We start from the raw sequence: 19924 nt of genomic DNA on the forward strand, positions 1-19924 counted from the left end.
CCGGTTATGATTTTCTCCATAGTCAGCTTTCTTTTTCTTGAAAAGTTCTTATCAGAATCAATACAGAACGACTTAGCATTTGCTGAAACCAGCTTTATTTTGTCAACCAATAAATCTTTTACTTGTTTTGGATTCATGTGCGCCTCCTTGAAATTGAGAATTATGCTTACAATTTCAAGGGCCGCTTTCGCTACATTAAAACTAATCAGTAGCGAAAGCGGCCGCACATTTTTTGAAACATGTCAAGTATTTATATAAAAAAAGAGCCCTATATCACTTAAGATATAGAACTCTTATTTCTGTCATCTTAACTTAATGACATTGGGATATTTCCTGCCTTCTTTTTTTTGGTAAAATGATTGCAAGCTTGATTTCATCTTTCATGAACAGACATATGCCAGGCGTAAGGATTGCTGAAATGAACCTTGAACTACGTTTTTAAATAGACTATCATAGTTTATGAAATTTATTCTAATTATAGGAGGAAATTATGAAACGTCAAAAAGTGTCATGTAAAAGTATTTTGATCATGGGGGCAGTAATTTCTCTTAGTTTATTTGGTTGTGGAAATGGAAAAAAATCAGATGATTCATCGGCGGTACAGGCAGAAACAACAGCTGCAAGTACAATTGAAGTAGAGACTGCTTCGTTAGAAACAGGCTCGTCACAGATGGATTTAGAAGCTTTGCGGAAAGACCTGAAAGAGAAGTACGATATTGGAGAACCGGGAAGCATAGCTAAAAATGAGAAAACTGGCAAATGGAAAATGGTTCGAGTTTCCAACGGCACGCCCGCATCTAATTATGCTGTTGATTATGCCAAAGCATATATTACTGATGACAGTGACATTCATTTTATTGTCAACTTTGGATTAAAGACAACTACTAAGATTAAGACTATGTTTGGAAAGGTAGAAGCAAAAACCACTGAGTGGACAAAAGGTGAAGAGAATGATGCAAATCTGATTGGTACTGGTTTGGAACTGGCAGATCAATTCTTTGATTTAGAGACTGGAGAAGAAATTAAGGCAGAAGCCGATCCAAATGCGGGAACTGTACAGCCGGATGAACTTATAAATGCTGTTAAAGAAGCACTTCGTGGAGAAATGATGGAAGGACAGACGATCACGGATGTTTCCTTTGATGGCTCGAATCTAAAGATTGTATCGGATATTTCAAAGATTAACGAGGGGGCAAAGATTCAGGTTCCATTGGATGCAGCAGCAGAAACATCGGTCGGCACCATAACGGATGCGATTCTTGCTTTAGACGATCAGTACTATAATACATGGGAAAAAATTACGGTTGACTTCGGCAATTTTGGCCATGTAACGTTTGATAAGAGTTCCGTGATGGACGAGGGATTGGGAAAGTTTTTTAAGATTACAGGAAATGTTCTAAAAAAGTAAATTGGATGCCGCAGTTTTTTGAGATGCATTGCCCGCTCGTGCTACCATTATTCTTTGAGGCATTTCATGATAGCTTTAGAGAAGCGAAGATGTGAAGACAGTATTTTCGGAAATCTTTTTCGTCTTTGTACGATAAGTGATAGTGTTTGGGTTCGCGCCTGCCTGACAGATGAATAACGATGTGTATCGATGATTTCCGATTATATTTGCAAGTCGCTTGCAAATACTATATATAGCGCAAAAAGATACTTGTACTATTAAGTTTTCAAGGATAACCTCCATTGGGATAGGGACAGTCTGTATAGGTACATTCAAAGAGACCTAAAATTTTGGTGTTAAAACATATTTTTCACTTAATATATACAATTGTGTACATGACGCTCTTGATGAGATTAAAAGAAGTGATCAAGGAAGTATATTTAACAGACAAGCCCCAAAAGCAGTTTTATCTGATAAAAGTGCAGTGGAGCAACTAAAAGAATTAAAAGAACTCTTAGATATGGAGATTATTACTTGAACAGAATTTGACACAAAGAAAAAGCAACAATTAGACATATAAGAAAAATAGTCTTCATAACATAAAGAATAGCCTCCAATCGTAACTGATTGAAGGCTATTCTTAAATGTAAAGACTTATTAGTCAGGGCTGTTTTATCAAAAAAATGCTTAGAACTATCTAATTACCTGAAATCATCTGATGATGCACAGAAGTTTAGATTTTAAAAATTTTTAGCATTTAGTAACACTTTGGCGAAAAGTGAGTTTATTTATATAGATGAACCGCTTACTCGCCAAATACCTTGGTGTAATCTTCCTTGAACTTCTCGATTCCGGCGTCGGTCAGCGGATGATTCATCATCTGCATCAGAACCTTGAACGGAACGGTAGCGATGTCTGCGCCGGACTTCGCACACTCGATGATGTGAAGCGGGTTGCGGACGGATGCGCAGATGATCTGAGTATCGATGTCCTCATAGTTCGCAAAGATCTCTACAATATCATAGATCAGATCGATTCCGGTTGTGGAAATGTCATCCAGTCTTCCGAGGAACGGGGAAACGTAGGTTGCGCCCGCTCTTGCAGCCAGAAGAGCCTGGTTTGCAGTGAAGATCAGTGTGCAGTTTGTCTTGATGCCCTCGGAATTCAGAACTTTGATGGCCTTCAGACCTTCTGCGGTCATCGGGATCTTGACAACCATGTTCGGATGAAGCGCTGCGATCTCACGGCCTTCGCGGATCATGCCCTCCGCGTCGGTTGTGGTAGCCTTTACCTCTCCGCTGATCGGACCGTCAACGATGGTTGTGATCTCCTTCAGAGTCTCTGCGTAATCTCTTCCTTCTTTTGCAATCAGGGACGGATTGGTGGTGACGCCGCAGATAATTCCCATGTCTGCCGCTTCTCTGATCTCATCTACATTTGCGGTATCGATAAAAAATTTCATGATGTATTCCTTTCCGGATATAAATATCCAACAACATTTGTCAATATACACAATTTCCGCGGAAATATCAAACGATTTTCGAAAAAGCCGATAGATAACCGATCGATAACCGATAAAATGCCCCGTCACAGGATTGCTTCGAGTGACGGGGCGCGGGATGAACACAGCGGGGCGAAGCATGCTCCGCTGATTCAACTCGTTATCGGGTCTGTTGTATTGCGGGAGAAGCCATGCGACGGATTCTCCCTGTGCTGCCGGATGCCATTGCTGTCAAATATGCTTACTGTACCGCAATTCCGTCATAGTAGCGGATGCCGGTGTCGGTGAACATATTCCAGTGCTTGAACCAGGTGTTCCAGAGGAGTTCATTCTCGGACGGCATGTTAACGTGATCCTTCTGGCTTACCCAGATGTACTTGTAAAGCGGTGCACCGTTGGCGTTGGTCCATACGGAAGTGTTCCAACGTCCGTCCTTTCTGGTTGCAGCGTAGCCGGCCCGGCGGACTGCGTCAACATTTTCTGCGTCAGCAAGATGATTTTTGGTCAGCCACATATTGGCAGCGTTGATCACCATGCTGGAATCCTTGTTTAAGTCATAGCTCCACATATCGTACTCTGCCATGGTGTGAAGCATCGGAACAACCTGAGAACCGGTTTCTTCTTTTGCCATCAGCGGTCCGGATGTTGCGCCCATTGCTGCGAAGCGGTGGGAAACATCGGTGCTGCCGAGGTAGTGGGTCATCATGCATCCCATGGAGTGACCGGTGCAGTACATACGACCGGTGTCCGCAACGTACGGATAATTCTGGCCGATATTGTCCAGAAGATCTTTTGCGTATACGTAATCGGTGAGCTTCAGGCTCGGATCTTCGATGGTCCAGAGCGCGCGGTATGCGGTCGGGTTCTTCTCGCCTCCTCCGAGAGTGGACGGAACCGGGATCAGAGAAGACTCCGGGAATACCAGCATGATGCCCTCGCGGTCCGCAATGTTGTACCAGAGAGTGTTCTCGAAGAAGTTGCGCATGGAGGTGGAAGCACCGTGGTAAGCGACAACAACCGGAAGCTTCTGGCCTGCGTAGGCCTGCGGAATGTATACGAGATACTGGCGGTCAATGCCGTTGGAGTCTGTGAAACTACGGAATTCCACGCCGCCCTTGTTGTAATCAAACTTCCAGGAGATGGCGTTGGAAAGTACGCCGCCGCCGTAGCGGTAGTACTGATCCATAAATGCCCATGCCGCATCGGTGGTATCCGTGGAGACGTAGTTATATGCCTTTGTCTCGGACTTTACAGAGTTCGCGAGAACGGCTGCGCCTTCCGGAGCAAAGCGGGAAACGGCATTTTTGTCATTTGCGGCAGCGGTCCAGTATGCGGTTACCGCTCCGGTGTTGCCGTCCTCTGCGCCGTTCGCGAGGAAGACCGGAACCGGTACTTCTTTTCTGGTCACGCCGTACTTCTTGGTATCGGTATCGAAGGAAACGGCGCCGTTTTCCTTAAGGTAGGATGCGTCGATCTCACTTGCGTCAAAGAATGCAGCGCCGGCAACCGCGATCGGATTCTCCATGGCGTATTTCTGAATCAGCGATCCGATCTCGCCGTAGCCGACCAGGTAGATGGACGGACCCGGCTGGAGCCATTTCCCGGCACGGGCTGCACCGAGGGCTGCCTTAACATAGGCTTCTTCCTCCGCCGGGGTTCCCCAGGAGGAGCCGGCCGCCGGTTCCAGAACGAAGAGGCAGATGCCTTCCTGATCCGCTTTTGCCTTCCAGCCGCTGTTCACCATGAATTCACCGGCGTCCTGTCCGGCCGGAACGTTCATTGCCACGAACATTGCGCCCTGAGGAGTATTGTCCGGAACATAAAGTTTCGCGGTGCGTCCTTCGGAAATACTCATTTCGAGGAAGCCCTGCCAGAGCATCGGAACAACATTGTCCTTGCGGACGTATTTTGCCGCCTGCTTTTTCATGAGGCCGTCCAGTTCGCTGTAGACCAGTGTCGGAAGCTTGTCAAACCGTACCGCCGCGGAGGCAGTGGTGCTGCCGGCAATGATCATTCCCGCAGCGAACAGGCCGGTGAGGAATTTTTTGATGGATTTTCGCATACCGTTTTCCTTTCTTCTGATAAATGATTATTTTGTTAACTTCTCCGTGAAGAAGTTTGCAACCATATCCATGATTTCCGGCTGATAGAACTCAGCGCCGCCGTGCGTGCCGTCCTGTACGTAAACGAGCTGAGCCGGAACACCGGCTTTCTTCAGATTCTCATACAGGATCTGGGACTCGTATACGGAAACCAGATTGTCGTTTGTTCCGTGGAAGATCAGGAATGCGGGATCTTTCCGGTCGATATAGCTGATCGGGTTTGCCTTCGCAGCCTTTGCCGGATCGGAATTGATGGAGCCGCCCGGGTTTGTGCCGAAGGCGGTGCCATTTACCAGCATGGCTTCCGTGGTGGATGCGGAGTCGTGAGACGCTTCGACATCTTCGCCCTGACCCTTGCCGATGGTCTGCAGATCCGTCGGACCATAGAAATCAACGCAGGCCGCGATGTTGCTGGAGTAATTCAGATTGTCGCCTTCCTCGAATTCCTTGACGCCATTGGAGGTGGCAGTGAGCGTTGCCGCCCAGCCGCCGGAAGAATCACCCCAGATACCGATCTTGTTGACATTGAGGTTGAACTCCTTGGCATGCGCGCGGACGTAGCGGATCGCTGCCTTCACGTCGATCACCTGGGACGGGAAGGTTGCCTGCGGAACAACCCGGGTCTCGACTTCGATGACCGCAAAGCCCTTCTGAGCCAGATACAGCCGCTGCTGCATAAAGCCGTCCAGATTCATGGCAGTAAAACCGCTTCCTTTGACGAACATGACAACCGGTGCGGAAGCATTGTTTTCCAGTTTTGGAAGAAGCATATTCAGGACCAAAGACTGATGGGATGAAGCGGAGTTGATCTGCTTGTAAACGATGTTGCTGACATAGTCAACGCGTGGAACTGTCTTGTTGATGGAAATGGTGACCGCATCTGCGTTTGCCTGTGCAACTGCCTCACCTGCGGCATCCAGAGCGGCAGGAGCAGCGTATGCAACGATGGGCGCGGACGCCAGAGCGGCGCAGACGCCGAGAGCCATAAGATTCTTTAACACCTTGTTTTTCATGTACATCCTCCCTAAAAGATTTTATTTGCACATAGAGTATAACCTATAAAATGCACAAAAATACGTCATGAAAATGTGATTTGTTTTGATAAATTGATGAAGAAAAAAGATAAATGCCGTCAAACTCCCTTATCGAGCCGGAAGATAAGGGATATCGGAACAAGCGATAACCGGATTGCACCGCTTTCATTGACTGTGCATCTTGGATAGATATAATTAAATTGAATGATAAATATAAATAAAGACATATAAAACACGCGCAAATCTCTGTTGTATGAAAAATTGTATTTTGAAAATATCATCATAAAAACAAGGGGGAAAAGTGATGGCAAAAACAGTCAGCGATATTCAGGAATTTATCCGGCAGCAGGGCGTGAAGATGGTGGATTTCCGTATGGTAGACATTGACGGAAAGCTTCGGCATGTGACGATTCCGGCATCCAGATTCTGCGAGGACACGGTAAAATCGGGAATTGGATTTGACGCGTCGAACTATGGATACGCCATGCTGGAAAAGAGCGACATGGTGTTTATTCCGGATCTGGACACGGCGATGCTGGACCCGTTCTGTGAGACACCGACGCTCTCCATCGGCGGAAATGCGATGGTGATCGATGACCTGGAGAATAAGCCGCTGGATCAGTATCCGAGAAATCTGACGATCGCCGCGGAGAATTATATGAAGTCCACCGGCATTGCGGACGAGATGCTGGTTCTTCCGGAACTGGAATTCTATCTCTTTGATGAGGTGAACTGGAAGGTATCGGACGACGCCATCGCCGTCTCGATGGATACCGAGCACGCGCATTGGAACAGCGGAACCAACGGAACCGGAATGATCGTGCCGAAGCAGGGCAATTACCATATCACACAGCCGTATGATGACACTTATGACTGCCGTTCGGAAATGTGCCTGCATATGGAGGATGCCGGGATTGCGGTGAAATATCATCATCCGGAAGTCGGCGCGGCAGGGCAGTTCGAGGTGGAACCGAAGTTTGGGCCAATGCCGGCGATGGCCGATGCTGTCCTGAATATGAAATACATTATCCGCAACACTGCGTTCAAGTACGGGAAGACGGCGACCTTTATGCCGAAGCCGGTCTTCGGGGAAGCAGGAAGCGGCATGCACATCCATATGATCCTCCGGAAGAACGGACACACCATCTTCTCCGATGATCAGGGTGACGCGCATCTGAGTCAGGAAGCCCATTATTTTATGGGCGGACTTCTGGAACATATCGGATCGCTGTGCGCGATCACGAACCCGAGTACGAACTCGTTTAAGCGTCTGGTGCCGGGATATGAGGCGCCGGTTACCGTCGGATATGCGACCGGAAACCGCAGCGCGGTCATCCGGATTCCGGCGTATGCGAAGAGCCCGGAGGTGCGCCGTTTTGAGATTCGCAATCCGGATGCGACCTGCAACCCGTATTACGCGATGGCAGCATTGCTGATGGCGGGACTGGACGGAATCCGGCGGAAGATCGATCCGAGAGACCGCGGATGGGGACCGTTCAGCGTGAACCTGTTCAATCTCCCCGCGGAGGAACAGGCAAAACTCGAGCATCTTCCGACCAGTCTGGAGCAGGCACTCGACTGTCTGGAAAAAGATCACGAGTATTTGTTGGAAGGCGGCGTATTCCCGGAGCATTTGATCCGGAATTTCATCGCGAGAAAGCGTGAGGAGTGCCGCGAGATCTCGACAGTACCGAACCCGATCGAGTTTGAAAAGTATTATAATGCCTGACAGATAGCATAAAAAGCGACAGGTCATGGTTAGAAGCCGTGACCTGTCGCTGTTCTTTTCAAAATGGAATAATTTGATCAAACGAAAAATGGCTTCTTTGAGCCATTTTTTGTTTGAGGGGCTAACTCGCCAAAGCCCACGCACCGGTGAGGACCTGGCGACTGCTGCGAAACGCTCGAAACTTGCGAAGTGTGTTTCGGCTCGTTTTGCTCAGTCTTTTTTTGCGGTCTGCGCGATCCTGGTATCCTGAACGGTCGAGAAGAACTGCTGCATCAGCTCGATCAGATAGGAGGAGTATTTTGTCAGATATCGCTGGCGGTTCCGGATCAGATTCAGATCCTGGTACATTCGCTTGCCGTTCAGAAGGAGCGGGAAAATGTTCAGGTTGTCCGGAATCTCATGATGGCGCGACAAAAGCGCCATGCGGGTGGAGTAAAATGCGGCCGGCCCGCGGAACGCAATGCTCAGATAGAGCTGCATATAGGAACAGGTGAGATACGGCTTCGGTGTAAAGCCGGCTTCATCAAAGCAGTGCTGGACCTGTTTTCCGAGTCTGTTGTTGAAGAGCATGAACGGGAGCCGGGAAAAATCGGCGATGTCCGTACCGTGGATGGATTTTTCCTCCAATGCGGCCGCATCGGCTTCGCCGTAATATGACACGAGAAGGTCGTGCGGAATGCAGAGGAAAATCTGATCTTTCATCAGCTCGGTCTGGATCAGGTTCGGATCGTCGCTGGTGGATGCGATGACGGCCATGTCAAGGTCACCGCCGGTTACCATCGGCTCCAGATTTTTCGTGATATCGTCATCGATCCGCAGTTCGACATGCGGGTAGCGTTCGGTAAAGAACGGAAGGATCGCCGGGAGACAGGCATTCAGACGGAGCGTGCTTCCGCCGAGGTGGATCATGCCGGTGTCATCCTGCTTGACTTCCGCGAGGATGTCGGTCAGATTGGCCTGTTCGGCCAGAACGGTGTCGGCGAAGCGGAGTACCTGTTCACCGGCATAGGTCAGAGAAAGGGTCGGTTTCCGGTGAAACAGTTTTACGCCGAGACTTTCCTCCATACGGATGATGTGATTGCTCAGCGTCTGCTGTGAGATAAAGAGCCGGTTTGCGGTCCGGGTCATGTGCAGATCTTTGGTCAGTTCGCGAAAGTAATACAGACTTGTTATATCCATGGCATACCTCCAGATGCGGAGTCTCAATTTCAATTAAACCACAGTATAGCATAAGATGAGCCATTGTAAACACGAACTACAAAGAAAAGTTGTCAAAATGGCAAAAAATGTATGTTTGATTTGTGAAACGGGAGCGATTATGATATGTCCATCGAAAGACAGTGTCCGAAGAAAATGCCGCAGAGGTCATTCTTTTCTGAGCCGGGCGCTTCTTCGATAAAGCAATGTTTGTTTCACCCCATTCTGTAATAGTTGTACTACCATACCATACCATACGAAAAAGCCGGCGCTGGGGTGCGCCGGCTTTTTCGTATGGTATCAGGAACATTCCCTCCGGAGTGAGGGAATGGGGAAGCCGAAGTCCGCTTGAGGACTTATGCCTTTTTTCCGATTCCGAGAAGGAAGCGGATCATCTCGGAAGAACAGCGGAACTTTTTGATGATGACGCCGTTTGTTTTGGAGTTCATGAGATAGATGTCTTCATCGTTTTCCAGAACGGAGGTGATCTCACTGTACGGAATCGTCACCGTTGTGCCGAGTTCGGTCCAGCTTTCGTCCAGGTGATCCGCGTAGAAGATGAGTGACTGTGTGGTCTCATACAGAACTCTGGTCCGGTCGTAGGCGGCATTCAGAAGCTTCGGCCACAGATTGTGAAAAAAATACAGATAGATGAATCCGACGATCAGACAGATAAAAGCGGGAATCATCCGCTGACTCAGGAAGTTCAGAATCGAGACGGCATAGAGCAGAATGCCGATTCCGGTGGAAAACAGATTGATAAGGATTTTTTTTGAACCGGATACGGTGTTGCTGTAGCGGAGATAATCCTCCCGGTTTAAGACTTCGGTAATGCTGTAAAGTGGCTCCATGAGAAAATCCTCCTGAATGAATGGAATCGTTTTTCGGGTCGGGGCGTAATCAGCCGTGTTCTACCAAGCATATCGTAAACATTGCGGAAATACAATGAGAAAGCGAATGCGGTTTCGGCACAGAACCGTAAGCGCGATACGGCATCCAAAAATGCTGGCCTGAAATTGTGCAGATTATACATGAATAGCAATAAAAAAAACGCGGTGGAGTAGCGGAAAAGGTCTTTTTTATAAGTGATATTTATGCAAGATATATGGAATCAATCGTACCGGGGTTCGCTACAAGAAAATATTGTAACATGGAAAAAATTTGGTTGTTTGCTTTGTGAGATTGTATGAATTATCATACAGGCATACATGGGGAAGCACCTTTAAGGTGCAATATTTTACAAAAAACGGAACGAAACAGAACTGTTTTTGTTCCAAAAAACGAAGGGAGTACTTTTTATGAAGAAAACATTGGCAGCTTTACTCACAGCAGCAATGACCGCAGCAACTCTTGCAGGCTGCGCAAACGCGAACTCTGCGGGCTCTGCTCCGGCTACCACTGCTGCGGCAGCTGAGACCAAGGCAGCAGAAGCGTCCAAGGCTGCAGATGCGGGCGCAGGCGCAACAACCGATTGGCCGAAGAAGGCGGTAACCGTAACGCTTCCGTACAGCGCGGGCGGTGATACCGATACTTACTGCCGTGCTCTGTTCCAGGCAGTCGGCGAGAAGCTCGGACAGAACTTCGTCATCACGAACCTTACCGGCGGTTCCGGTCTGGTAGCGGCAAAGGACGTTATGAGCAAGGCCCCGGACGGCTACAACATTTTCTTCACACATACCGGTGCAGCGCTGGTTCAGGAAGCAATGGGAACTGCAGATTTCTCCTACACCGATAACTTTACAAACGTATGTACCGTTGCGGAAGATGCAACCTACACTCTGGTAGCGCTTTCTCCGAACGGCTCTTACAAGCAGTACAGCCGCGGATGGAACAATCTGGAGGATATGCTTGCCGATGCAAAGGCAAATCCGGGCGTCGTTCGCTACTCTACTGTATTCGGTTCCACAACGCAGTATGTCGGAACCTCTCTCGAGAAAGCTGCCGGAGTTCAGTTTGACAACATCGATGTCGGCACGGCAGCAGGCGACCGACTTGCGGCATTCCTCGGAGGACAGGTTGACCTGATCGCTGTCAACTACATGAATGTCGAAGACTACATAGAAAAGGGTGATGTCATCGCTCTCGGCGTATTTTCCGACAAGCCGATGGACGGTGTAGACGTGAAGACTCTGAAAGAGCAGGGTTATGACTGCAAGTCCACAAAGAAGTATGAGGTTAAGTTCCCGGCAGGCGCTGATCAGGCGATTGTAGATAAGCTGTCCGCTGCTTGTAAGGAAGTTGCCGAGTCGGAGGAATTCAAGAAAACGCTTGCTACTTATCACGCAGCTCCGCTCTACAGAGATGCAGAGACCACAGGCAAGGAAGACAAGGCAGAGGTTGAAGAGCTGAAGGCAGCGATGGCTCAGTAATTCATATCCGGTCTGACGAAAACCTATTTTGAGTAACTGTAGATCCTCCGGGACTGAAGTTCAGTTCCGGGGGATTTTAAAAAGAGTGAGATAGAAAGACTTTTTTTAGCGACCTGACATGAAAGACACAGCACAGAAGTGATGTCAGTTTGTGCAGGCTATAAGAAAGGAGAAAACAATGACGAATAAGCAGAGAGACCTGCTTACATCCGTGATCTTTCTTGCATTCGGCGCGTTTATGATGAGCTGTGCCGTGGGAATCAGAAAGACGATCGCGTCGGATGTTGGTTCCGGCTATGTGCCGATGTTTATTGCCGGATGTATGATCGTTGTTTCCGTCGCGAAACTGATCATCACACTGACCAGAAAAGTACCTACAGACAATATCAAACCGAAGAGCGACGATGATCTGATCGGCGGTATCGGCACCATTGTCCTGATGCTGCTGTATATGGCAATGTTCCAGCCGGTAGGCTTCGTTCTGTCCTCCGCCGTCTATCTGTTCGCGCAGATTCTCTGGCTCAGCGACAATACCAATCGTAAACCGGTTCTGTTCGCGGTTATCGCCGTTGCGGTTCCGCTGGCAGTTGATCTTCTGTTTGCGTATGTGATCCAGATGCCGCTTCCGCAGGGCGTCTTCGGATTCTGAGAAGGAGGGATATAACGAATGGTAGCACAGGCATTGGTCAATGTATTTAATCCCTACTGTCTCTTCCTGATCTGGTTCGGAACCATGATCGGAATCATCTTCGGATCGATTCCAGGTCTGTCCGCAACCATGGCAGTAGTTCTCTTCCTTCCGCTCACGTTCGGAATGGAGGCAACGAACGGTATCGCACTTCTGGTAGGTCTTTATATGGGAGGAATCTCCGGCGGTCTGATCTCCGCGATCCTTCTGAAGATTCCGGGAACACCGTCTTCCATCTCCACGGTATTTGACGGCGGCCCGATGGCGGAGCGCGGTGATGCCGGACGGGCTCTCGGTGTCGGAATTCTGTATTCTTTCATCGGATCGATCATCGGTATCGTGGCGCTGGCATTTATTTCCCCGTTCCTTGCGAAGGTCTGCCTGCTTTTCTCGGCAGCGGACTATTTCTCGGTAGCGGTATTTTCTCTGACCATCATCGCGTCTCTTTCCGGTAAGGATATGCTGAACGGACTGATCGCGGGACTGGTGGGTATCTCGCTGAAGATGGTCGGCATGGCGCCGATCGACGCGCAGACAAGATTCACATTCGGCAACTATCAGCTTCTTTCCGGTTTTGATATCACGGTTCTTCTGATCGGTGTATTTGCGGTAACCGATATCATTCTGACCGGTTTTGACCGCAAGCATCTGAGTGAAAGATTCCAGAAGAAGGGATACAGCCTGAAGGGATATGGCGTATCCATGAAGGAATTCATAGAGCAGATCCCGAATGCGGTGATCTCTTCCATCATCGGTATCGCAATCGGTATCCTTCCGGGTATCGGCGGATCGACCGCAGGTCTTCTCTCTTATACTCTGATCCGGAACACATCCAAGTATCCGGAGAAGTTCGGAACCGGTATCATCGATGGTGTCATCGCTTCTGAGGCGGCAAACAATGCCGTTATCGGCGGTTCCCTTGTTCCGCTTCTGTGCATGGGTATCCCGGGCAACACCGTAGCGGCGGTATTCCTCGGCGGTCTGCAGGTTCATGCGATCAGCCCGGGTCCGCTGATCTTTGACAAATCCGGACAGTACGTTTACGGCATCTATTTTGCCCTGATCGTGTCCTCCGTGTTCATGCTGATCTTCGAAAGACTCGGTCTTCCGATCTTTGTAAAACTCCTTGATATTCCGAAGCACATCCTTCTTCCGATCATCATGGTAATGTGCTGCGTCGGCGGATACAGCGCGGGAAGCCGTGTATTTGATGTACAGTGTATCCTGTTCTTCGGACTTCTCGGACTGCTCTTCAAGAAACTGAAGGTTCCGTCCACTCCGCTGATCATCGGATTCATCCTCGGATCCATGCTGGAGGAGAATCTTCGTCAGGCACTCCAGGCGAGCCACGGAAGCTGGATGATCTTCCTGCAGAGACCGATCTCTGCGGCGTTCCTGATCGTCGGTCTGGTTTCCGTTACCTGGACGGTTCGCAAGAATCTTCAGGAGAAGAAGGCAGCCGCTGCGAAGGGCGAGGAAGTCGATACTTCCGAAGAGGAAGGCTGACGAAACAAATCTGCGGAAATTGGCGTCCCGCGGAACGGCGAATCATCTGATACGTAATCATCATATGAAGCATAATTGAGATCATGGGCAGTTTGCAGCATGATATGCTTTCGGGCCCGGTTTTTCCGGGCCCGTTGTTGCGTCCATGCGGCATTGTTGCTGCATGGATTTGTCACCTTCTTAATTATAGAAAGGACATTTTATGTTAGTAATCAAAAACGGACACGTCATTGACCCGGCGAACAACATCGACGGGGTTATGGATGTCATGGTGGAGGGAAGCCGAATCAAGGCAGTCGGACCGGATCTTCCGGAAGACACCATCAATACGATCGATGCGGCAGGATGCTATGTCACACCGGGACTGGTTGATCATCACGCCCACGTGTGGCCTCTGGCCAATATCGGCCTTCCGGCGGCAAGCGCCTGCTTCGGCGCCGGCGTGACCACGGTGGTGGATGCAGGAAGCTCGGGGCCGGCAAATTATCACATGTACCGTCCGTTTATTCAGATGGATAAAGTCCGGATCAGGGCCTATGTCAATGTCTGCACCACCGGTCTTCAGTCCCTGCCTACACCGGAGGATGTGGCGCCGGATCATATCGATGAGGGAAAACTCCGCGCCTGCTTCGAACAATACGGCGATGAGCTTCTGGGTCTGAAGCTTCGCACCAGCAGGTTCATTGTGAAAGATATGGGATATGAGCCGCTGAAGAAAACCGTTCAGGTGGCGGAACATCTCGGCGTGTCGGTGATGGTTCACTGTACGGATCCGCCGGCAGAACTCTCGGAGCTGCTGGAAATTCTCCGCCCGGGTGATGTCATCACCCATATGTATATGAACAAAGGCTCCAGTCTCGTTCAGGACGGAAAGGTCATTGAAGCGGCCTACCGGGCGCGGGAACGCGGCGTCATCTTTGAGACGGCGGACGCGCGGGAACATTTCGGTCTCCCGGTGGCTCGGACGGCAATCGAGGAAGGCTTCCTTCCGGATATGATCGCTTCGGATCTGACGCATCTGAGCATGCATCTGAGACCGACTTCCTTCAATATGGCGATGCAGATCTCCAAGTATGCGGCTCTCGGCATTCCGTTCTATGAGATTATCCGCCGCTGCACCATCAATCCGGCAAGACATATGGGGATGGAAGATCAGATCGGATCGCTGACCGTCGGCCATCCTGCGGACATCGCAGTATATCGTCCGGTGGAGAAGGAAAATGTCTTCGGCGACCGCTCTTTCGGCCATCCGGATCAGAATATCCTGACCGGACATCTGGTGTATCAGCCGGTGCTGACCGTAAAAGACGGAGAGATGGTACACCGCGATGTGACATTCTGATGGGATCTCTTAACAAATATTGTTTGTTAAAAACTCAATTTTACACTGTTTGAATTTGAGAAGACGGAAGAGTAACATATCGGATATAAGAAAACAAGCACAGAATACCGGATGCGTCTTGCACGAATCCGAATTATCTAAAAGGAGAACAATTATGTCAGTAGGAAAGAGAATCTATCTGAAGAGAAATATGCCGGATCCGAAGCTCATCGAGGAATTCAAGAAGATCCCGGCTTCCAATACCGCAGACGTTATGGGACGCAGCTGCGCAATGAATCCGAGAATTCATCTGGTATCCAGCCCGAAGGCTCAGATGATGTGCGGACCGGCTTACACCGTAAAATGCCGTGCCGGTGATAACTTGGCTCTTCACGCAGCACTGAACTTCTGCCAGGAAGGCGATGTTCTGGTTGTATCCAACGAAGAGGACAACACCCGTGCACTGATGGGTGAGGTTATGATGGCTTATCTGTATCTTCAGAAGAAGATCGCCGGTATCATCCTGGACGGCCCGATCCGTGACATCGATGAGATTGGCAAGTGGGACTTCCCGGTATACGCTACCGGCACAACTCCGGGCGGCCCGTACAAAGAGGGTCCGGGCGAAATCAACGTTCCGATCTCCTGCGGCGGTATCAGCGTAAACCCGGGCGATATCATTCTGGCAGATCCGGATGGTATCATCTGCATCCCGAGAAATGACGCAGCGGAAGTTCTCCCGAAGGCTCAGGCATTCATGGAGGCTGACGGCGGCAAGCTGGAAAAGACCAAGGCAGGCACCATCAACCGTGACTGGGTCAACAAGACTCTGGCTGACAAGGAATTCGAGATTATCGACGGCGTATACGAGAACTGATCGGAGCGGATTCCACGGGATTTCCCGAACGGCAACATTTTCAAAAAATACGGATCTTCAGAAGACGGCGTAAAGGAATGCCGCCTTCCGGGGATAACGGAATACAGTGAACATGACAAACACACATTGAGAGAGGTTAAATTATGGGTTGGAAAATTCTTTTACCGCAGGAAATCATGGAAGAGGGCGAGCAGCTTCTGAGAGATGCCGGTCATACACTGATCAAGGGCCGCGGCTTCGAGTCTGAGGATGTTAAGGCAGATTTCGAGGAGTATCAGCCGGATGCGATTATCGTTCGTATCACAAAGATGACAAGAGAAGTGCTGAAGGCAAACCCGAACCTGAAGTGCCTTGTTCGTCACGGTGCAGGCTACGATACCGTAGACCTTGACACTTGCCGTGAGATGGGCGTTCAGACTCTGTATGCACCGGTTGCAAACAGCACATCCGTAGCAGAGACAGCACTTCTTCTTATGTTCGAGATGAGCCGCAACGTTACGGTTCTTCACAAGACATGGGTAGACGATTTCTACAAGGCAAAACTGAAGGTCAGAAAGAACACTCTGAACGGAAAGACCCTTGGTCTGATCGGCTGCGGAAACATCGGAAGCCGTGTTGCCAAGAGAGCGCTTGCGCTTGAGATGAACGTTCTGGCTTACGATCCGTACAAGCCGGCGAAGGATTTCCCGGATGGCGTTGAGGTTGTTCGTGATATTGACCGCATCTTCAACGAGTCTGATTACGTATCCCTGCATGCTCCGTCCACATCTGTCACAAAGGGCATGATCACCATGGATCGCCTGAAGCAGATGAAGGATACCGCATTCCTGATCAATACAGCACGCGGTGCTCTGGTTGACGAGGATGCTCTGTACGAGGCATGCCGCGACGGCATCATCGCAGGTGCAGGTATCGACGCTCTGAAGCAGGAGCCGGTAGATCCGAAGAACCCGCTTCTTACACTGGACAATGTTATCATGTATCCGCACATCGGCGGCAACACCGTAGAGGCAGCTCACAGAGCTTCCTACTTTGCTGCAATGGGTGTAAATGAGTGCTACGAGGGCAAGAACCCGACATGGCCGATCCCGCAGATCGATTATGAGACAGCACCGACTTATGATGACGTAAAGAAGCCGAACACAAAGCCGGCAGGCATGTTCGATTTCTGATGACATCGTAAGGCTTCGCGTGATGCGCACGCCGTTTATATCCGAATATGGTTGAACCCTCCTTTAGAGACCATATGATTTGAATAATGTGTACCCCGGCTTTGGCATTCGCAAAAGCCGGGGTACCGGAATCCTGTGCTTCCGATCTCATGCTGCGAGACGGAAGCGCGGGATTTTTTTATTTCACAGGAACGAGCTCTGCATTTCCAGTGAAATAAAGAACGTTCCGTGAGGATGCTCACGCCGCTGTAAGGATAGAACATAACAACCAAAATTTCTTGTGGGATCTTCAATTTATCCGTGTTTGATTTGTCGCTGAGCGGTGAAATATAATCACCATAACAACTAAGAAACGGGGACATCCGGGGAATCAGGGAATAGAAAAATGACAATCCGGATCCGTTCAGGGGTAAATCATGTTCCGCGATGGGGGTTATTCGTGGAACACATTCAATGGAGGTAAACGTATGAGTCCCATTACAATCACTCTGATTGTACTTGCAGCGATGATCGCGCTCTTTATCGCAGAGCCGTTTCCGATCGCTGTCACCGCAATCGGTGCATCCATCGTGCTTGCCTACACCGGCATCATCGAGACGAAAGACATCTTCAGCGGCTATAACAGTACCACGATCGTACTTCTGGCCGGTATGATGGTCATCGGTTCCTCTCTTTTCCACACCGGCATCACGGATATGATCGGTGAGAAGATGGTTAAGTTGACTGGAAAGAATGAGAGAAATATTATACTTGTAACCCTTATCGTTTCCTGTGTGCTGAGCTCCATCTGCTCCAACATCGGTGTCATGACTGCGATGGCTCCGCTCGTAACCGCGATGTGTATCTCCGCCGGGTTCGGACCGTCCAAGTCCCTCCTCGCGCTTCTCTTCGGTGCACAGTTCGGCGGATTCGTCACACTGGTCGGCGTAGGATCCAATGCATCCGCAGCCAACGCCATGGCGGATCTCGGACTCACTCCGTTCGGATTCTTCAGCATCACTCCGTTCGGTCTCGGCGTGTGCGTTCTCGGAACCCTGTACTTCACCTTCATCGGATCTAAGCTGATTCCGGATACCGGTTATGTTCCGGAGTTCGCAAAGACCGAGAAGAAGGAACTCAACAAGACAAAGGCAACCATTGCAGCGGTAACCATGGCAGCGGTTCTCGTTGTCATCGCAGCAAACTTCAAGGCAGTTCCGATGCACATCGCAGCCGTTATCGGCGCGCTGGTTATCGTTGGAACAAAGTGCATGACTCTTCAGGATGCCATCAAGGCAATTGACTGGAACTGTATGATTCTGGTTGGATCGCTGACTGCCATCTCCACCGGCGTAAAGAACTCCGGTACCGGTGATGCGGTCGCTCAGATCATTCTGAATCTCCTCGGCGAGCACCCGAGCACATTCATGATCACAACCCTGATCTTCTTTGCTTCCGCATTCCTGACTCAGGTTATGTCCAACATTCCGACCATTCTTCTGTTCATGCCGATCGGGGTATCGGTTGCACAGCAGATCGGTGTTAGCCCGTATCCGATTGCCATGATCATCACCCTTGCCGGTGCTGCTTCCTATGCAACTCCGTTTGCGGCTCCGCAGAACATGATGACCGTTGGATGGACGCAGTATAAGTTCATTGATTTCATGAAGATCGGTCTTCCGATGCTTCTCATCACCTATCTGGTTGTACTGCTGGTAACACCGATTTACATGCCGTACTAAGGAAAAGCGATGGTATCCTTGGTTTCCGGTGTCATAGGAAACGGATGTTTCGCATCGATAATCCGGCAGGGGAAACGCTGACAAAGTGTTTTCCTGAGATTTGGAGATTGATCGGTATTTATGGCCCGCCGGGCAGTAGATACGATTAAGATATGTTTCTACATAGCGAAGGAGGGCGGCTGCGCATCGGAGGATGCGGCTGCCCTCTGTTCGTCTGATGAAGGCAGGAGGAAAATGATGAAGGACCTGATAAGAGGCGCGATTGACCTGCATATTCACACTTCACCGGATGTTGTGAAGAGAAAATGTGATGATCTGGAGCTGGCAGAGCGGCTTCTTGCCGCGGGTATGGGCGGCTGCCTGATCAAGAATCACTATCTGGACACAGCGGCAAGAGCAAAAATGGTACAGAAACTCTATCCGCAGCTCCGCATGGAAGGCGGAATCGCTCTGAACCGGTCGGTGGGAGGACTGAACCCGTATGCGATCGAGAGAAGCGCGCAGGCTGGCGGACATTTTATGTGGTTCCCGACTCTCGAAGCGAGAGCGTATTTTGCGATCACGCATAAAGAGTCCACTCCGGAAGAACAGGAAACGTATATTCCGGTCTGCGGCGCGGACGGCGAGCTATTGCCGGAGGCGGAGGCTGTTCTGGACGCCTGTGAGGCGTATAAGATGATCGTCGGCACCGGCCACATTTCCGCAAAAGAGGGAATGAAGGTGGTCGAGGGAGCGATCCGCAGAGGACTACAGCCGGTTCTGACACATTGTGACAATCCGAACGACTGCTACACGATCGAAGAGCAGAAGAAGGCGGCCGGGATGGGGGCGGTGATCGAGCACAGCTATTTCACCGTATACCATAATCGCGTGACGATCGAAGAGATCGCGGAGCAGATTCGGGCGGTGGGCTGTGAACATGTTATTCTGGACACCGATGCTGGGCAGCTGAATTCCCCGTACTCCGACGAGGGACTTGCCGAGTTTGCGGAGAAGCTGATCGGCGTCGGTTTCACCGGAGACGAGATCCGCAGAATGATCTGCGACAATCCGCGAAAGCTTCTGGACGGAGAAAAGCTGAGCTGAGACAACCCGAAAAAACTTCTGGACGGAGAAAAGCTGAGCTGAGACAACCCGAAAAAACTTCTGGACGGAGAAAAGCTGAGCTGAGACAACCCGAAAAAACATCTGAATGGAGAAAAGCTGAGTTGCGAAATCCCGGGGAAACTTCCGGATGAAGAATGGCGGAGCCGGAATTAAGCGGAAGAGCAGAATTTTCAGGATAAGATCATAAAAATATCGCGAAGAGATTGAAACCGA

At 49.9% G+C, this 19924-nt stretch carries 15 protein-coding genes; 10 read left to right on the top strand and 5 right to left on the bottom strand.

Features of this window, described 5'->3' with window-relative positions:
• The first annotated feature begins 490 nt into the window (after positions 1–490).
• Positions 491–1408, top strand: coding sequence for a hypothetical protein (locus BR86_RS0112880; protein ID WP_031474525.1), 918 nt, complete (start codon positions 491–493; stop codon positions 1406–1408).
• Between the two features lie 784 nt (positions 1409–2192).
• On the opposite strand, the gene fsa is transcribed toward BR86_RS0112880, so the two are convergent.
• The 3 genes from fsa to BR86_RS0112895 all read right to left on the bottom strand — a co-directional run bounded on the left by fsa (position 2193) and on the right by BR86_RS0112895 (position 6003).
• The gene (fsa, locus tag BR86_RS0112885) at positions 2193–2849 is read right to left on the bottom strand and encodes a fructose-6-phosphate aldolase (protein ID WP_031474527.1); all 657 of its coding nucleotides are present in this window, start codon (positions 2847–2849) and stop codon (positions 2193–2195) included.
• Between the two features lie 280 nt (positions 2850–3129).
• Positions 3130–4950 carry an alpha/beta hydrolase family protein gene (locus BR86_RS0112890; RefSeq protein WP_031474529.1) on the bottom strand — a complete coding sequence of 607 codons (1821 nt, stop codon included), beginning with the start codon at positions 4948–4950 and terminating at the stop codon, positions 3130–3132.
• Between the two features lie 27 nt (positions 4951–4977).
• A complete protein-coding gene (locus tag BR86_RS0112895) occupies positions 4978–6003 on the bottom strand; it encodes an alpha/beta hydrolase (RefSeq protein WP_051684814.1) in 1026 nt (341 codons plus the stop codon).
• 325 nt (positions 6004–6328) lie between these two features.
• Between BR86_RS0112895 and glnA the strand changes: the two genes are divergently transcribed.
• The gene (glnA, locus tag BR86_RS0112900; RefSeq protein ID WP_031474533.1) at positions 6329–7753 is read left to right on the top strand and encodes a type I glutamate--ammonia ligase; all 1425 of its coding nucleotides are present in this window, start codon (positions 6329–6331) and stop codon (positions 7751–7753) included.
• A gap of 210 nt (positions 7754–7963) precedes the next feature.
• On the opposite strand, the gene BR86_RS0112905 is transcribed toward glnA, so the two are convergent.
• Both BR86_RS0112905 and BR86_RS0112910 read right to left on the bottom strand, forming a co-directional pair.
• The gene (locus BR86_RS0112905; RefSeq protein WP_031474535.1) at positions 7964–8932 is read right to left on the bottom strand and encodes a LysR family transcriptional regulator; all 969 of its coding nucleotides are present in this window, start codon (positions 8930–8932) and stop codon (positions 7964–7966) included.
• Between the two features lie 374 nt (positions 8933–9306).
• Positions 9307–9801 (bottom strand): YcxB family protein, encoded by a 495-nt coding sequence (locus BR86_RS0112910; protein ID WP_031474536.1) that lies wholly within the window; start codon positions 9799–9801, stop codon positions 9307–9309.
• A gap of 447 nt (positions 9802–10248) precedes the next feature.
• Here BR86_RS0112910 and BR86_RS0112915 point away from each other — a divergent pair, with 447 nt between their 5' ends.
• From BR86_RS0112915 to BR86_RS0112950, 8 genes are all read left to right on the top strand, one after another.
• Positions 10249–11319, top strand: coding sequence for a tripartite tricarboxylate transporter substrate binding protein (locus tag BR86_RS0112915; RefSeq protein ID WP_031474538.1), 1071 nt, complete (start codon positions 10249–10251; stop codon positions 11317–11319).
• 178 nt (positions 11320–11497) lie between these two features.
• On the top strand, positions 11498–11968 hold the full coding sequence (locus tag BR86_RS0112920; protein ID WP_031474540.1) for a tripartite tricarboxylate transporter TctB family protein: 471 nt from the start codon (positions 11498–11500) through the stop codon (positions 11966–11968).
• 18 nt (positions 11969–11986) lie between these two features.
• Entirely contained in the window at positions 11987–13513 is a 1527-nt protein-coding gene (locus tag BR86_RS0112925) for a tripartite tricarboxylate transporter permease (protein ID WP_031474542.1), read from the top strand.
• 202 nt (positions 13514–13715) lie between these two features.
• Positions 13716–14855 (top strand): amidohydrolase family protein, encoded by a 1140-nt coding sequence (locus BR86_RS0112930; protein ID WP_031474544.1) that lies wholly within the window; start codon positions 13716–13718, stop codon positions 14853–14855.
• 154 nt (positions 14856–15009) lie between these two features.
• On the top strand, positions 15010–15711 hold the full coding sequence (locus tag BR86_RS0112935; RefSeq protein ID WP_031474546.1) for an RraA family protein: 702 nt from the start codon (positions 15010–15012) through the stop codon (positions 15709–15711).
• Positions 15712–15854: 143 nt separating this feature from the next.
• Complete coding sequence (locus BR86_RS0112940) at positions 15855–16883, top strand: hydroxyacid dehydrogenase (protein ID WP_031474548.1); 1029 nt, start codon at positions 15855–15857, stop codon at positions 16881–16883.
• A gap of 467 nt (positions 16884–17350) precedes the next feature.
• Positions 17351–18604 carry an SLC13 family permease gene (locus BR86_RS0112945; protein ID WP_031474550.1) on the top strand — a complete coding sequence of 418 codons (1254 nt, stop codon included), beginning with the start codon at positions 17351–17353 and terminating at the stop codon, positions 18602–18604.
• 237 nt (positions 18605–18841) lie between these two features.
• Complete coding sequence (locus tag BR86_RS0112950) at positions 18842–19690, top strand: DUF6282 family protein (protein ID WP_031474552.1); 849 nt, start codon at positions 18842–18844, stop codon at positions 19688–19690.
• Positions 19691–19924 lie beyond the last annotated feature (234 nt).

This window comes from [Clostridium] aminophilum DSM 10710 (assembly GCF_000711825.1).
In the GTDB taxonomy this organism is placed as follows: Bacteria; Bacillota; Clostridia; order Lachnospirales; family Lachnospiraceae; genus Clostridium_R; species Clostridium_R aminophilum.

What these genes read in the sequence shown, in the direction of transcription:
- BR86_RS0112880 (WP_031474525.1), top strand. Translation starts at nt 491, where the DNA reads ATGAAACGTCAAAAAGTGTCATGTAAAAGTATTTTGATCATGGGGGCA.
- BR86_RS0112935 (WP_031474546.1), top strand. Translation starts at nt 15,010, where the DNA reads ATGTCAGTAGGAAAGAGAATCTATCTGAAGAGAAATATGCCGGATCCG.
- glnA (WP_031474533.1), top strand. Translation starts at nt 6,329, where the DNA reads ATGGCAAAAACAGTCAGCGATATTCAGGAATTTATCCGGCAGCAGGGC.
- BR86_RS0112940 (WP_031474548.1), top strand. Translation starts at nt 15,855, where the DNA reads ATGGGTTGGAAAATTCTTTTACCGCAGGAAATCATGGAAGAGGGCGAG.
- BR86_RS0112950 (WP_031474552.1), top strand. Translation starts at nt 18,842, where the DNA reads ATGAAGGACCTGATAAGAGGCGCGATTGACCTGCATATTCACACTTCA.
- BR86_RS0112945 (WP_031474550.1), top strand. Translation starts at nt 17,351, where the DNA reads ATGAGTCCCATTACAATCACTCTGATTGTACTTGCAGCGATGATCGCG.
- BR86_RS0112895 (WP_051684814.1), bottom strand. Translation starts at nt 6,003, where the DNA reads ATGAAAAACAAGGTGTTAAAGAATCTTATGGCTCTCGGCGTCTGCGCC.
- BR86_RS0112890 (WP_031474529.1), bottom strand. Translation starts at nt 4,950, where the DNA reads ATGCGAAAATCCATCAAAAAATTCCTCACCGGCCTGTTCGCTGCGGGA.
- BR86_RS0112910 (WP_031474536.1), bottom strand. Translation starts at nt 9,801, where the DNA reads ATGGAGCCACTTTACAGCATTACCGAAGTCTTAAACCGGGAGGATTAT.
- BR86_RS0112925 (WP_031474542.1), top strand. Translation starts at nt 11,987, where the DNA reads ATGGTAGCACAGGCATTGGTCAATGTATTTAATCCCTACTGTCTCTTC.
- BR86_RS0112915 (WP_031474538.1), top strand. Translation starts at nt 10,249, where the DNA reads ATGAAGAAAACATTGGCAGCTTTACTCACAGCAGCAATGACCGCAGCA.
- BR86_RS0112930 (WP_031474544.1), top strand. Translation starts at nt 13,716, where the DNA reads ATGTTAGTAATCAAAAACGGACACGTCATTGACCCGGCGAACAACATC.
- fsa (WP_031474527.1), bottom strand. Translation starts at nt 2,849, where the DNA reads ATGAAATTTTTTATCGATACCGCAAATGTAGATGAGATCAGAGAAGCG.
- BR86_RS0112920 (WP_031474540.1), top strand. Translation starts at nt 11,498, where the DNA reads ATGACGAATAAGCAGAGAGACCTGCTTACATCCGTGATCTTTCTTGCA.
- BR86_RS0112905 (WP_031474535.1), bottom strand. Translation starts at nt 8,932, where the DNA reads ATGGATATAACAAGTCTGTATTACTTTCGCGAACTGACCAAAGATCTG.